Origin of the sequence: Herbaspirillum lusitanum (assembly GCF_046025995.1) — a bacterium.
Lineage (GTDB): Bacteria > Pseudomonadota > Gammaproteobacteria > Burkholderiales > Burkholderiaceae_D > Herbaspirillum > Herbaspirillum lusitanum_A.
Window position 1 is genome coordinate 1 of the sequence record NZ_JAQQFM010000008.1, and the last position, 13013, is coordinate 13013.

Here is a 13013-nt window from a genome sequence, read left to right on the forward strand (position 1 = left end):
GCCCAGCACCAGACCGTTGATGATTTGCTGGATGAATATGTCCATGGCGTCCTACTTAGAAATGTGTGAATCAAAAATGAAACATCGCGATACGACGACTCGCGATGGCATGCGAAAAACCAGAGCAAAAACCGTTCCTACTGATCAGGACGGCAATGATTAGCGGCATAACGACAGGCGTCTGCAACAAAGTCGTCTCCTGCAGTTGGCCCTGCTCCGCTGAAGAAGTCAGAGCAAACGAGAAAACCAAAAAATCGAAATCAGTGCACAGGAAGAGCGTGCGGCTGTGGCGCTATTGCGATGCTACCGAAGCAAAGACTGTCGCCGGCAACCACAAAGACAATGCAGCAGCAGACGCTGCAATGAGTGGCAAGTGCGGCGCGTTGCGCTAGATGAAAATGCTGCAAAGCCGGAAAGCGGATGAATGCGCATGAGTTGTCTCCCTGCTGTCGAACTGTGATCACCGCACATAGCGGCGCCGTCTGTGCACGCCTGCCTTTTGGGTGGCGCATCGATTGGAGCGGGATTATACGCAGAAGGCAGCGCCGTTTGCGCCACTACCGGACGCTGTTACACAAGAAAATTCCAGGCAAAACTAAAAACCCATTGGTTTTTACTCGCGAAATTGCACAGTATTTTTCTTTCAAAAATTGCCGGAAAGTTCACGTTGATGTGATCTGCATGGAGGCCGGCAATAAAAAAGCCCGCAGAAGCGGGCTTTTTCCAGAATGAAGGCGGAACGTTGAGGCCAGACCCGAGCAGGCAGCATCGCCGGCAGGTCGGCTCAGTTGTCGACGGCGGCCGCAGGAATGCCGCTCAGGCCCTTGGGCATGGGGAAGGCGACGTGTTCCTCTATGCCTTCCAGCACGCGCACACTGCGGGCGCCGATTTCCTTCAAACGGTCGATGACGGCCTGCACCAGCACTTCGGGCGCCGACGCGCCGGCGGTCAGCCCGACGCGCACCTTGCCGGCAACCCAATCCGGATTGATCAGCGAAGCGTTGTCGACCATGTAGGCCGGGATGCCCTTCTTTTCGGCGACTTCGCGCAGACGGTTCGAATTGGAGCTATTGGGGCTGCCGACCACGATCACCACGTCAACCTGCGGCGCCATGAATTTCACGGCTTCCTGGCGATTGGTGGTGGCGTAGCAGATGTCGCCTTTCTTGGGCTCGGCAATCGCGGGGAAGCGCGTGCGCAATGCTTCGATGATGTCGGCGGTATCGTCCACCGACAGCGTGGTCTGCGAAACGTAGGCCAGCAAGCCAGCGTCGGCCACTTGCAGGCGCTCGACGTCTTCCACGGTTTCGACCAGATGCATGCCGGCTTCGGTCTGACCCATGGTGCCTTCCACTTCAGGATGGCCGGCGTGGCCGATCATGATGATCTCGCGGCCTTCGCGGCGCATCTTGGCCACTTCCATGTGGACCTTGGTGACCAGCGGGCAAGTGGCGTCGAACACGCTCAGACCGCGCTCCTTCGCTTCCGCCTGCACCGCCTTGGAAACGCCGTGGGCTGAAAATATGACGGTATTGCCGGCCGGCACATCGGCCAGCTCTTCGATGAAGATGGCGCCCTTGGCGCGCAGATCGGCGACCACATAGGCGTTGTGCACGATCTCATGCCGCACATAGATGGGCGCGCCGAACTGCTGCAGCGCGCGCTCGACGATTTCGATCGCGCGATCGACGCCGGCGCAAAAACCGCGTGGCTGGGCCAGCAAGATTTCGGTTTCCGCTTTATCCATGATGACTTCCTTGATTCAAAACTTGTGGAACGCTATGCAATTGATGTTTGGCCGGCTTACAAAATTCCAATGATTTTCACTTCAAACTTGAGCGTCTGGCCGGCCAAGGGGTGATTGAAGTCGAATAAAGCGCCATCATCGTCGATCGCGCGCAGGATGCCGGCAAAGCGGCCGCCGCCCGGCGCTGCAAAATCAACCAGATCGCCGATGCGGTAATCCTCATCCATGGCCGAGTTTTCTTCCAGCGTGGCGCGCGAGATGCGCTGAATCAGATCTTCATTGCGCGGGCCGAAAGCTTTCTCGGGCGGCAATTCAAAGGTCTGATGCGTACCTTCCGGCAAGCCCAGCAGGCATTCTTCCAGAAACGGGGCGAGTTGCCCCTGACCGAATTGCAACGTGGCCGGATTCTCTTCGAAGGTGCTGACGATGTTGTCACCGGCTAGCGAGGCCAGACGGTAATGCAGCGTGAGATAGGCGTTTTCGGTGACGACCGGAGCAGAGGCGTTAGACATGAGGAAATGAGATAGGCATGACAGCCCGCTATTGTAAGCCACGTTTGCATCCGCCGTCCTTGCCGCCATGCGCTGGCCAGGGCACAAATGCCCTTGCAAGGACGAGGTAATGCCGGCCTTGCCGCATTTTCGAACCAGCTTCACCACATTTCTCTTATAGACGACTTCCCGATGGCAATTACAGACTGGCCGGAAGATCAACGCCCGCGCGAACGACTGATCAAGCAAGGACCGCAGGCATTGTCGGACGCCGAACTGCTGGCGGTATTCCTACGCGTCGGCGTAGCGGGCAAAAGCGCAGTGGATCTGGCGCGCGACATGGTGGCGCACTTCGGTTCGCTGACGGCCATGTTTGCCGCGCGTCTGCCGGAATTTTCCGCGATGCATGGGCTGGGGCCGGCCAAATACGCGCAGCTGCAAGCGGTAATGGAACTGGCACGACGCTCGCTGGCAGAGGAGCTGCAGAATGAAACGCTATTGAACTCAACCAAGTCGGTCGCTCAGTATTTGCAGCTGCTGTTCAGCGGCAAGGCGTACGAGGCCTTCGTCGTGCTGTTTCTTGATGTACGCAATCACCTGATTGCGGCCGATGAATTATTTAAAGGAACACTTACCCAGGCCAGTGTTTATCCGCGCGAGGTGGTCAAGGCTGCGCTGGCGCATAACGCCGCTGCGGTGATCCTGGCGCACAATCATCCCTCCGGCGACGCCACGCCGAGTCAGGCCGACCTGACTTTGACGCAAGCGTTGCAGCAGGCTTTGCAGTTGGTGGATGTGCGGGTATTGGATCACTTTGTGGTGGCCGGACGACGCTTTCATTCTTTTGCCGAACACGGGCAGCTCTGATGTACTGCTCTCAATAAGGCCGCCGTGCTTGCCGCGCCGCAGTTGCGAGCACGATTGTCATTGGCGCCGGGAGGGCAGAATCGACGCTCGCCCAGGGCCGGCGCGCAGTTCCGTACGATCCATGACTCCCGGCATTACAGCGGACGTTGAATTGTTAAATTTAAAATCACAACTGAGACACAATTATTTTACGCAAGTCATTGAATAATCAATGTTTTTTGGATATACTCACGTTTTTTCCAATTTCGGAAATTTTTAAGGAGTTGAACATGGCGCGTGTTTGCCAAGTCACCGGGAAAGGGCCGATGGTCGGCAACAACGTTTCCCATGCAAACAACAAAACAAAACGTCGCTTTTTGCCTAACCTGCAAAATCGTCGTATTTTTGTTGAATCCGAAAACCGCTGGGTTTCCCTGCGTTTGTCCAACGCCGGCCTGCGCGTAATCGACAAGCTCGGCATTGATGCCGTCCTGGTCGACATGCGTGCTCGTGGCGAAAAAGTCTAACTAGCAGAGTAAAGGAAATCTATCATGGCGAAATCCGGCCGCGACAAAATCAAACTGGAGTCGACCGCAGGTACAGGTCACTTCTACACCACGACAAAGAACAAGCGTACTACGCCTGAAAAGCTTTCGATCATGAAGTTTGATCCTAAGGCGCGTAAGCACGTTGAGTACAAGGAAACCAAGATCAAGTAATTGATCAGGTTTCATAAAAAGCCCCGCATGATTTATTCTGCGGGGCTTTTTTATTGTTGATAGCTTTTTGCACCGGCCAATCTCAACAGCACCTGGCGCACTCCTCTGCCATTACCTGGATATTTGAATGCTCGTCCTAGCAGCCTCTTTCAACTGAATCTGGAAATACAAACACAGCGATTGGCGGCTCATCCAGTTGAGACGAAGTATCTCTCAAAGTACCGCCGCCCTTTTTTCCTGACCGAGCCCTTCCCTCACCCAAGGCAAGCACTCGAAATTACCCGCATCACAATCGCGCCATGCGACAGCAAGAAAGGCTCGAATGCAATCAGGGACCCGCAACATAGGCTTGTCTGAACTTTGCAAGCTGCAAGCCTCACATCGACTACCAACATGCAGATGCAAAAAGACCCGTAATGCCATCAAGACATTCCGGGCCTTTTTTCGATCTACGCATTGCCAGAAGCAATGCGCGATCACACAAACTTAAGCGTAGCTGCGCAGACGCTGAGCGAACTCACGCAATGCCTGGACGCCCGATGCTTCGGCGCGTGCGCACCAGTCTTGCAACTGATGCAGCAGCTGTTCGCGGGTTGAGTGCGAACGCTCCCAGATTGCGCCCAGCTCCACACGCATTTCGTGCATGGTCTGCAGCGCCTTGCTATGCATGAACAGCTCCGACAGTTGCTGCTTCTGACCGTCTTCCAGCTTGGTCGGCTCACGTTGCAGCAGCTTCTTGGACGATTTCAGGAAGCGCGATTCCAGCTTCGCCTTTTCCACCAGATGATCCAGCTCGTCGCGCCATGCCTGCTTGACCGAGCGTGCGTACTTGGCCGTCACGTCGTAGCGATTGGCGATCACGGATTGCAGCGTGTCCAGGTCAGCCACCAGCTTCTTGCTGTCGAACTTCGGCGCAGGAGCAACTTTCTTCACCTTGGCCAGACCGACGGTTTCCAGAATACGGATGTACATCCAGCCGACGTCGAACTCATACCACTTGCTCGAGAATTTCGCCGAGGTGCCGAATGTGTGGTGATTGTTGTGCATCTCTTCGCCGCCGATGATGATGCCGATCGGGAACAGGTTGGTCGCAGCGTCGTTGCAATCGTAGTTGCGATAGCCCCAGTAGTGGCCGATGCCGTTGATCACACCAGCCGCCCAGAACGGAATCCACGCCATCTGGATCGCCCAGATGGTCAGGCCGATCGCGCCGAACAGCGTAACGTTGATGATCAGCATGATCGCGACGCCTTGCCAGCTGTATTTGCTGTAGACATTGCGCTCAAGCCAGTCGTCCGGCGTGCCATGACCAAACTTCTCCATGGTCTCTGCGTTCTTGGATTCGCTGCGATACAACTCGGCGCCTTCCCACATCACCTTGTTGATGCCGCGGGTCTGCGGGCTGTGCGGATCTTCTTCGGTCTCGCACTTCGCATGGTGCTTGCGGTGAATCGCAGCCCATTCCTTGGTCACCATACCAGTGGTCATCCACAGCCACAGGCGGAAGAAGTGGCTGGGGATCGCGTGCAGTTCGAGCGCGCGATGGGCCTGGCAGCGATGCAGGTAAATAGTGACACCGAGAATCGTGATGTGCGTCATCACCAGCGTGTAAATGACCAGCTGCCAGCCGCTCAGATGCAGCAGACCGTTGGAAATGAAATCAAGAAATGCGTCTAGGACCATCACTACTCCAAAAATAAATACGTTACAGCAATTGGTTTGTTCCGTAAGTATGTTCTATTTTCTTTTAATTACCCGGCATTGTACGCGATTTAAACATCCGTGCGCGTATTGACCACATTCGCGGGAGGGCTTGCAACAACACTTTGCTGAAAACTGCGCACGTCCATGATGCGGACATCGCGCTTGGGATGCGCCAGTTGCACCTGGTTTTTCTTAAACGCTTGCCAGATCGCTCTGTTGACATCGGAGATCACATTAAGGCGTCCGTTTTCAGGATCAGTGATCCAGAATCCTAACTCCAACTCCAGCCCGTCGTGTCCGATCTTCATCAGCAAGGCCTGCGGTAAATTCTGCCGGGCTACCCGCTCCACCCCAAGTGCGGCTTGTTCCATGATAGACAAGACGCTTTCGACATCGTCCTGATACAGAATGGTAACTTGTGTAGATAAACGTACAATGCGGTGGGTCAAGGAATAGTTCTGTACCGGGTTGGCCATGAACATTTCATTGGGCAAAACCGACTCGATTCCATCCAAGCCTTCCAATATGGTATAGCGCGTGTTGATTTGCGTTACCTTGCCGAAATACTTGTCGACGCTGACCATGTCGCCGATCACCATGCTGCGCTCCAGCAGGATGACGAAGCCCGAGACGTAGCTACTGGCAATTTTCTGCAACCCCAGACCGATACCGACGCCCAGCGCGCCGCCGAATACCGATAGCACCGTCAGATCGATCCCCACCAGCGCCAGGCTGACCAGCATTGCGATCAGAATCAGCACCGCCTTAGCCATGCGCCCGACGACCGTGCGCAATGAGGAATGCATGGTGCTCATCTTCATCAGACGGTTTTCCAGCACCGCGCCTATCCACAGAGCAATGATCAGCGTCACCAGCACTGAAACGGTTCCTTGCAAGACCGTCAACAACGATACTTTGTGGCGTCCCAGCGGCAAGACCGTGTCATCCAGATAATCGATCAGGTCAGGCCACATGCCGGTGATGTACAGCACCACGCAGCTCCAGACCAGCGCTGCAATCACCTTTTCCGCCAGCCTGAGCAAGGCGCCGACCGTGAGATCCTTGACGAAAATCCCGCGCAGCACATAGAACACGAAGCGCATGGCGACCTGCGAAATCATCAAGGGCACCATGATTTCCCACATCGTCACCGGATGATGCTGGCGGGCAAGCAAGGGACGCACTGCCAATAACAGTAGCAAAATCAGCAAGGGGGACAAGACGCGGGCGAAACTCTTTACCCCGATTTGCATGACCAGCGACTGCTCATCGGTCGCAATATGAAACACCTTGCGCAGCCAGCGCGACAGGCCGATGCCGCACAGGGCGCATAAAACGATGACCAGGCCTTGCCGCGCCAGATCGAGCGGCTCCTGATCGGTGAACAGAGAGAGGAAATGTTCTGAGAACATGATTTTTATCGGGACTGACTCAATAAAGGAATGCTCGCCGGATCCGCGTACGGCCTCGCGCGGCGCATGCGAGAGAAATGCCGGTGCGGCCCGGCCGGCTTATGGATAAGCCTGGGCATCTTGCCTGTGGCGCTGCCAGTTTGCCGCGTAGCTGGCGGCCAGCGCAGGATTGTCGCGCAGCACCAGGATATTTTCGGCGTTTTTGTGCTGTGCGCTCCAGGTGAAGTTGAAGCTGCCGGTGATCACCGTGGCGCGCGGCAGGGCCGGGTCGATCACGATCACCTTGTTGTGCGCGCTGCGATACAGGGTCTCCAGCCAGATGCCGATACCGGCTTCACGCATGGCGATCACGCGCTTGGTGGAATTCTTGTCGAGCTGGCCGCCATCCATCAGCACACGCACGTCGACGTCGCGCTTGTGCGCAGCGATCAAGGCGTCCGTGATTTTCTGATTGGTCAGCAGATAGGCTTGCACCAGCACCTGTTTCCTGGCGGCGTTCAGGTTCTCGACGATCAGACCTTCGATATCGTCCCAAGGAGCAAAAGCGGCCTGTTGCGTACCTTGCGCCGACATGATGCGCGGCGCATCGCCGGCTTCGGCCCTGGCAGGCTTGTCGCGCGCCAGCACCGCCGACGGCAAGCCGTGCAATAGCAAGGCGCAGCTCAATACCGACAATTGACGCAACAAAGCCGGGCGTCGCTGGACGCCCGGCTTTGTTTCAAACGGCATACGGCTCATCGGCTCAGGCACGGCGCTCCAGCACCGCAGCGAAGAAGCCATCGGTCTGGTGACGATGCGGCGAGAGCTTCAGGTAGTCCTGCATCTCCAGCGCGATCTTTTGCTCGCCCAGCACTTCATGCATCGGCACCAGAGCAAAGTCCGGATGCGACTGCAGGAACTCAGCCACCACCTCTTCGTTTTCTTCATCGAGGAAGCTGCAGGTGCCATATACCAAACGGCCACCCACCTTGACCAGGCGCGAAGCGCTGGCCAGGATGCTGGTTTGCTTGGTACGCATTTCGGCCACGGTTTCCACCGTCTGGCGCCACTTCATGTCGGGATTGCGACGCAGCGTGCCGAGGCCGCTGCATGGCGCATCGACCAGCACGCGATCAATCTTGCCGACCAGACGTTTAACCTTGGCGTCGTTCTCGTGCGCGATCATGACCGGGTGCACATTGGACAAACCGCTGCGCGCCAGACGCGGCTTCAGCTTGGCCAGACGTTTTTCGGAGACGTCGAACGCATACAGGCGACCGGTATTGCGCATCGCCGCGCCCAGCGCCAGCGTCTTGCCGCCCGCGCCGGCGCAAAAATCCACCACCATTTCGCCGCGCTTGGCGCCGACGATCTGCGCCAGCATCTGGCTGCCCTCGTCCTGCACCTCGATCGCACCGTCCTTGAACAGCGGAAGATTCTGCAGCGCCGGCTTCTTCAGCACGCGCAAACCCAGCGGCGAATACGGCGTGGGCTCGCAGGCCACAGGCGCTTGCGCCAGACCTTCGATTACCGTTTCGCGATCAGCCTTGATGGTGTTGACGCGCAGGTCCATTGGGGCCTGACGATTCATGGCATCGGCCAGCTCCAGCGCAGCGGCTTCGCCGTCGCGCGCGACCAGCTTTTCATACAGCCAGGGCGGCAGATTGCTGCGCATCTGCGGCGGCAATTGGGTGCGGTCGATCTGAATTACACGGTTAAGCCATTCAACTTCTTCCGGCGACAGGCCCGCGATGGGATCGACGCCAACGGCATCCGACAGCGCCAGCAAGGCCATGCGACGCATCATGGGACCGATGCCGGACTCGGCAAAATTGGTCAACACGGTCTTGTTACGCAGCAAACCGTAGATCGCTTCGGCAATCACACCGCGCTCGCGGCCGCCCAGCTTGGGGTGGTCGCGAAAATAGCGCGACAAGGTAACGTCCGCCGGGCCGCTGAAGCGCAATACTTCGCGCAGCAGTTCTTCGGTATGGGGAACGATTGCGGGTGGCAATCTCATGCTCAGTCCTTCAAAAAATTCAAATACGCAACAATCAAGCTGCAATGATGGGGATTTCCTGGGCCGCGCTCGCCACTGCAGCCGCAGCAGCAACAGTCAAAACCGGCGCAGTCAATGCCGCGGAGGCAGCACCAGCATCCTGAACTGCATCGCCGGACAGCCGGACGCGCGCGCCCTGCAATGCCAGACGGCCTTCGACGAACCAGCGCACCGCCTGTGGATAGATCAGATGTTCCTGCTCCAGCACGCGCGCCGCCAGTGTTTCTTCGCTGTCGGCATCGAGTACCGGCACCGCAGCTTGCGCCACGATGGGGCCGTGATCCAGATCCGGCGTGACGAAATGTACTGTCGCGCCATGCAGACGAACACCGGCGGTCAAAGCCTGGCGATGCGTCGCCAGCCCGGGGAAACTGGGCAGCAGCGATGGATGGATATTCAGCATGCGGCCTGCGTAATGATCGACAAACGGCGCCGTCAGAATACGCATGAAGCCGGCCAGCACAACCAGATCGGGCGCGAAGCCGTCAATCACGGATTGCATCGCGGCATCGAACTGGTCGCGCGTGGCGTAATCCTTGTTGGCGACCACCGCCGTCGGAATACCTTGGGCGCGGGCGAATTCCAGGCCGGAAACATCCGGCCGGTTGCTGATCACTGCGGAAATTTTTGCAGGCCACCTTTCAGCCTGCGCGGCGCGGACGATGGCTTCCATATTGCTGCCTCGTCCGGAAATCAGGATAACAATGCTTCTCATGGTGTGCGCATTGTAACCGCAGCCGGTAGCCGGGCTGTCGAAAATCGCTGCCGGCGACGGAAAAACGAGACGGTCTTACTGAAACGAATAGAAAACGCGGAAGGCGACTTTCTTCTCGGCCCAGAAATCGGCGGCGTCGCGGAACACGTCCAGCAAGGTTTCGCGCGCTTCCTTGTCGAATTTTTGCGTGTTTGGCAGTTGCTCCAGGACAACCACGAAGCCAGGCTGCTTGCCGGCCTTGTAGGTCAGATCGGTAAGGCAATCCGCCAGCGCATCGAAATTCTTGCCGAAGTGCTTGGGAAAGTGAAAAGCGGTGGCGATCGTGCCGAGCACCTGCTGTTTGGTGACGGCCTCGGCGCAATAAGCGTACAGGAAGTGCTGCTCGAGACGAGCGGCCTCTTCCTGCAGCTCGGTCACGCGGAATGCGCGAATCGACTGCACTATGTTTGGCGGCACCGTTTTAAACAAACTCATTCTCCCTTCCATGTATCGGTTTCGGATGATTCGACCTTGGTTCAACTTCACTTTCACGCCGGGCGAAACCCAATCCCGGTGAAGCGGTGCAGCAATGCATCGGTGATGCGGTGATTCGGATGCGGTGTTGCGATACGTCAGACACGACTTGAAGCTTCAGCTTCAGTCCCGGATGCGCCGGAACGTCGCGTAGTGATCGCTGGTGTAATAGTATTCGCCCGAGCTCTTGGGCTCACCGCCGCTGATGATCCGCCGGGCGCCGCGATTGCGCGCCTTCGGGGTCTTGACGGTGAATTCGTGATAATACCCGCGCTTTTGCTTGGGCAAAACCCCTTCGTAGTTACCAAAAACGGCGCCGTCCTTGGCATAAGGGTAAGGACCGCCGTCCTTGATCAAGCCCATGGTTTGCTGCGCCTCGCGCGGCAACTGATCGAGCCGGACATCATCAAGCGGCGCCGGCCCGCGCGCCAGCACCGAGGCTGAAAGCATCAGACCCAGCAGAAAAACCAGCCAGTTTTTGATCAGGGAAGACTTCAGACTTGAGGCTCGCATGCAATCGGCTCGCTTTTTGTTTGTTGCAAAACTGTTAATTTTCAGCAATACCACGCAGTAGATTAACGTTTTGCGTCACGCTAGGCAACCGCCGGCAAGGCTGATCGCGGAATCAGGCTTGGAGCAACTGCACCGTATCTGGTTCAAAAAAGGCTTCAACCTCATCGCGTTTGGCAAACGTATCGCGCTCGCCCAGTGCGATCAGTTCGCGCGTAAAACTCTCTTCGAACAGCAGGTAAGAAGCCAGCGCCGAACCGCGCGCCTCGGTCGCGCCTATGCCGCCCAGCATGGTGCGGATCGGGCGCGGTAGGCTGTTGACATGCCGGCTGGCGATACCGTCGATACGCTCGGAGGGCGAAATCACCAGGGTCTTGACCGGTTTCAGTGGCGTGCGTGCACGCTGCTCCGGCGTCAGCACCGACAAGGTCTGATTGACGCGATTGGTGCGTTCGATATCGGCCGCCAGGCCGTCGAGGAAGATGCTGGACAAGGCATGGCCGGCCACCTGCGCCAGACTCGGATATTGCGGCGGACCGGCAGTCGGCGCGGCTTCGCCCTTCTCGCCCATGCGGCCGGCGCCGATCACCAGCACCTTGCTGGCGCCGAGATGAATCGCCGGCGAGATCGGGGCGATCTGGCGCATCGAGCCATCGCCGAAATATTCGCAACGGCCTTCGTAATAAATCGGCGTCGCCGGGAAAATGAAGGGAATCGCCGACGATGCCAGCAGATGTTCGATGCCGATCTGGTCGCGGATCGCTGCGCGCTGGGTACGGCGCCAGGGTTCGATTTCATCCCGGCACTGATAAAAGGTCAGATGCTGACCGCTGGTATAGGACGACGCCGTCACCGCCAGCGCATGCAGATTGCCGCTGGCCAGCGCCTCATCCAGCCGCGGCAGATCCAGCAGGCGATGCAGCATGGTGACCAGCGGCGTATTGTCGAGCAGCGAATTGGGAGGATTGGCGCGCCACTTGCGCAGCAGCCAGCCGAAGGAAAACAGCGACAGCCAGCGCGCGCCGGAACGGATCACGCCCAGCGAATCGGCGCGGTATACCTGCTCCACCTTGAAGTTGGACCAGACATGGCGCAGCTCGCGCACTGCCTCACCGAAATCGTCGGCGCGACAAGCCAGCGCCGTGGCATTGATGGCCCCCGCCGAGGTACCGCAAATGATCTTGAAAGGATTGCTGTGTACCGGCCAGCCGGATTCCAGCAAAATCATCGACAGCGCATTGAGCACGCCCACCTGATAGGCAGCTCGCGCGCCTCCTCCCGTCAATATCAGCCCGGTTTTTTGTTCTATTGGCTCCATGGCAAGAGCTTAGCAGCGCGGCCTGATTTTTTGCGAAAAATTACGAGATTTTGTTGGAATTTATTCTTTAGACTTGCGCCGGTTCAAAGAAGCGGCGCTGAATGGCGCACCGCCTATTTCGGCGGCATGCGAATGGCGCCATCCAGCCGTATCGTCTCGCCGTTGAGCATCAGATTTTCGATGATGGTTCTGGCCAGATGCGCGTATTCGGTGGCCTTGCCCAGACGCGGCGGAAACGGCACCGCCTGCCCCAGCGAATCCAGCACCTCCTGCGGCATGGCCAGCATCATCGGCGTTTCGAAAATGCCCGGCGCAATCGTCATCACGCGAATGCCGACCCGCGCCAGATCGCGCGCCATCGGCAGCGTCATCGCCACGATGGCGCCCTTGGATGCGGAATAAGCAGTCTGGCCGATCTGGCCGTCGTAAGCGGCGACCGAAGCGGTATTGATGATCACGCCGCGTTCGCCTTGCTCCGCCGCCTCGGTCTTCGACATGGCATCCGCTGCCAGCCGTGCCATATTGAAGGTGCCGATCAGATTGATGTTGAGCGTTTTGAGGAACAGCTCCATGGTATGCGGCCCCTCCTTGCCGATCAGCTTGCCGGCCGGCGCCACGCCGGCACAGTTGATCAGTCCGCGCAAGGTGCCCAGCTCCTGGGCCGCGCGCACCACGGCCTGGCCATCGGCTTCCGAGCTGACGTCGCAGCGCACAAAAACACCGCCCAGTTCGGCCGCGACCCGGGCGCCGGCCTCGGCCTGCAAATCAGCCAGCACCACCTTGCCGCCTGCGGCCACCAGCATGCGCGCACTTGCTGCGCCTAGCCCCGACGCAGCGCCGGTGACGATGAATACATTTCCTTCGATACGCATAAGTCTCCTTGATTCATCTTGTGCTCTTGGTCAGCGTTGACACATTATTCGCCGATTCCGGCATGGCTGACAATCGTCAAGCCGCCGCTGCGATTATCCCGCCAAGGACTGCTGCATGACTATCCGTC

General features: G+C 57.9%; 15 protein-coding genes. 4 read left to right on the plus strand and 11 right to left on the minus strand.

Annotation, left to right across the window (positions count from 1 at the left end):
- Window positions 1-420 precede the first annotated feature (420 nt).
- Window positions 421-732, plus strand: coding sequence for a hypothetical protein (locus PQR62_RS17995; protein ID WP_408159385.1), 312 nt, complete (start codon window positions 421-423; stop codon window positions 730-732).
- 52 nt (window positions 733-784) lie between these two features.
- Here PQR62_RS17995 and ispH read toward each other — a convergent pair whose 3' ends face one another.
- Both ispH and PQR62_RS18005 read right to left on the minus strand, forming a co-directional pair.
- Window positions 785-1747 carry a 4-hydroxy-3-methylbut-2-enyl diphosphate reductase gene (gene ispH, locus PQR62_RS18000; RefSeq protein ID WP_408159386.1) on the minus strand — a complete coding sequence of 321 codons (963 nt, stop codon included), beginning with the start codon at window positions 1745-1747 and terminating at the stop codon, window positions 785-787.
- Window positions 1748-1803: 56 nt separating this feature from the next.
- A complete protein-coding gene (locus PQR62_RS18005) occupies window positions 1804-2259 on the minus strand; it encodes an FKBP-type peptidyl-prolyl cis-trans isomerase (RefSeq protein WP_408159388.1) in 456 nt (151 codons plus the stop codon).
- A gap of 171 nt (window positions 2260-2430) precedes the next feature.
- On the opposite strand from PQR62_RS18005, the gene radC reads away from it, so the two are divergent.
- The 3 genes from radC to rpmG all read left to right on the plus strand — a co-directional run bounded on the left by radC (window position 2431) and on the right by rpmG (window position 3803).
- A complete protein-coding gene (radC, locus tag PQR62_RS18010) occupies window positions 2431-3105 on the plus strand; it encodes a RadC family protein (protein WP_408159390.1) in 675 nt (224 codons plus the stop codon).
- Window positions 3106-3374: 269 nt separating this feature from the next.
- The gene (rpmB, locus tag PQR62_RS18015; protein ID WP_408159392.1) at window positions 3375-3611 is read left to right on the plus strand and encodes a 50S ribosomal protein L28; all 237 of its coding nucleotides are present in this window, start codon (window positions 3375-3377) and stop codon (window positions 3609-3611) included.
- A gap of 24 nt (window positions 3612-3635) precedes the next feature.
- Window positions 3636-3803: a 50S ribosomal protein L33 gene (rpmG, locus tag PQR62_RS18020; RefSeq protein WP_408159394.1), complete on the plus strand. Its 168-nt coding sequence runs from the start codon at window positions 3636-3638 to the stop codon at window positions 3801-3803.
- 486 nt (window positions 3804-4289) lie between these two features.
- Here the strand turns inward: rpmG and PQR62_RS18025 are convergent, their stop codons facing one another.
- The 9 genes from PQR62_RS18025 to PQR62_RS18065 all read right to left on the minus strand — a co-directional run bounded on the left by PQR62_RS18025 (window position 4290) and on the right by PQR62_RS18065 (window position 12885).
- Window positions 4290-5486, minus strand: a complete 1197-nt coding sequence (locus PQR62_RS18025) for a DesA family fatty acid desaturase (protein ID WP_408159396.1) — start codon at window positions 5484-5486, stop codon at window positions 4290-4292.
- 89 nt (window positions 5487-5575) lie between these two features.
- On the minus strand, window positions 5576-6919 hold the full coding sequence (locus tag PQR62_RS18030; protein WP_408159397.1) for a mechanosensitive ion channel family protein: 1344 nt from the start codon (window positions 6917-6919) through the stop codon (window positions 5576-5578).
- A 99-nt stretch (window positions 6920-7018) separates the two neighbouring features.
- Window positions 7019-7648 carry a phospholipase D family nuclease gene (locus PQR62_RS18035; RefSeq protein ID WP_408159398.1) on the minus strand — a complete coding sequence of 210 codons (630 nt, stop codon included), beginning with the start codon at window positions 7646-7648 and terminating at the stop codon, window positions 7019-7021.
- A gap of 13 nt (window positions 7649-7661) precedes the next feature.
- Window positions 7662-8918, minus strand: a complete 1257-nt coding sequence (locus PQR62_RS18040; protein WP_408159399.1) for an RsmB/NOP family class I SAM-dependent RNA methyltransferase — start codon at window positions 8916-8918, stop codon at window positions 7662-7664.
- A gap of 34 nt (window positions 8919-8952) precedes the next feature.
- Window positions 8953-9672: a phosphoribosylglycinamide formyltransferase gene (purN, locus tag PQR62_RS18045; RefSeq protein WP_408159400.1), complete on the minus strand. Its 720-nt coding sequence runs from the start codon at window positions 9670-9672 to the stop codon at window positions 8953-8955.
- 75 nt (window positions 9673-9747) lie between these two features.
- Window positions 9748-10287, minus strand: a complete 540-nt coding sequence (locus PQR62_RS18050) for a barstar family protein (protein WP_408159691.1) — start codon at window positions 10285-10287, stop codon at window positions 9748-9750.
- A gap of 21 nt (window positions 10288-10308) precedes the next feature.
- A complete protein-coding gene (locus PQR62_RS18055) occupies window positions 10309-10698 on the minus strand; it encodes a ribonuclease (protein ID WP_408159401.1) in 390 nt (129 codons plus the stop codon).
- A 112-nt stretch (window positions 10699-10810) separates the two neighbouring features.
- On the minus strand, window positions 10811-12013 hold the full coding sequence (locus PQR62_RS18060; RefSeq protein WP_408159402.1) for a patatin-like phospholipase family protein: 1203 nt from the start codon (window positions 12011-12013) through the stop codon (window positions 10811-10813).
- Between the two features lie 113 nt (window positions 12014-12126).
- Window positions 12127-12885 (minus strand): SDR family NAD(P)-dependent oxidoreductase, encoded by a 759-nt coding sequence (locus PQR62_RS18065; protein ID WP_408159403.1) that lies wholly within the window; start codon window positions 12883-12885, stop codon window positions 12127-12129.
- Window positions 12886-13013: the final 128 nt, after the last annotated feature.

Bases quoted from the DNA above. Each gene is read 5' to 3' on its own strand.
- PQR62_RS17995 (WP_408159385.1), top strand. From the start codon at position 421: ATGAATGCGCATGAGTTGTCTCCCTGCTGTCGAACTGTGATCACCGCA.
- ispH (WP_408159386.1), bottom strand. From the start codon at position 1,747: ATGGATAAAGCGGAAACCGAAATCTTGCTGGCCCAGCCACGCGGTTTT.
- PQR62_RS18005 (WP_408159388.1), bottom strand. From the start codon at position 2,259: ATGTCTAACGCCTCTGCTCCGGTCGTCACCGAAAACGCCTATCTCACG.
- radC (WP_408159390.1), top strand. From the start codon at position 2,431: ATGGCAATTACAGACTGGCCGGAAGATCAACGCCCGCGCGAACGACTG.
- rpmB (WP_408159392.1), top strand. From the start codon at position 3,375: ATGGCGCGTGTTTGCCAAGTCACCGGGAAAGGGCCGATGGTCGGCAAC.
- rpmG (WP_408159394.1), top strand. From the start codon at position 3,636: ATGGCGAAATCCGGCCGCGACAAAATCAAACTGGAGTCGACCGCAGGT.
- PQR62_RS18025 (WP_408159396.1), bottom strand. From the start codon at position 5,486: ATGGTCCTAGACGCATTTCTTGATTTCATTTCCAACGGTCTGCTGCAT.
- PQR62_RS18030 (WP_408159397.1), bottom strand. From the start codon at position 6,919: ATGTTCTCAGAACATTTCCTCTCTCTGTTCACCGATCAGGAGCCGCTC.
- PQR62_RS18035 (WP_408159398.1), bottom strand. From the start codon at position 7,648: ATGCCGTTTGAAACAAAGCCGGGCGTCCAGCGACGCCCGGCTTTGTTG.
- PQR62_RS18040 (WP_408159399.1), bottom strand. From the start codon at position 8,918: ATGAGATTGCCACCCGCAATCGTTCCCCATACCGAAGAACTGCTGCGC.
- purN (WP_408159400.1), bottom strand. From the start codon at position 9,672: ATGAGAAGCATTGTTATCCTGATTTCCGGACGAGGCAGCAATATGGAA.
- PQR62_RS18055 (WP_408159401.1), bottom strand. From the start codon at position 10,698: ATGCGAGCCTCAAGTCTGAAGTCTTCCCTGATCAAAAACTGGCTGGTT.
- PQR62_RS18060 (WP_408159402.1), bottom strand. From the start codon at position 12,013: ATGGAGCCAATAGAACAAAAAACCGGGCTGATATTGACGGGAGGAGGC.
- PQR62_RS18065 (WP_408159403.1), bottom strand. From the start codon at position 12,885: ATGCGTATCGAAGGAAATGTATTCATCGTCACCGGCGCTGCGTCGGGG.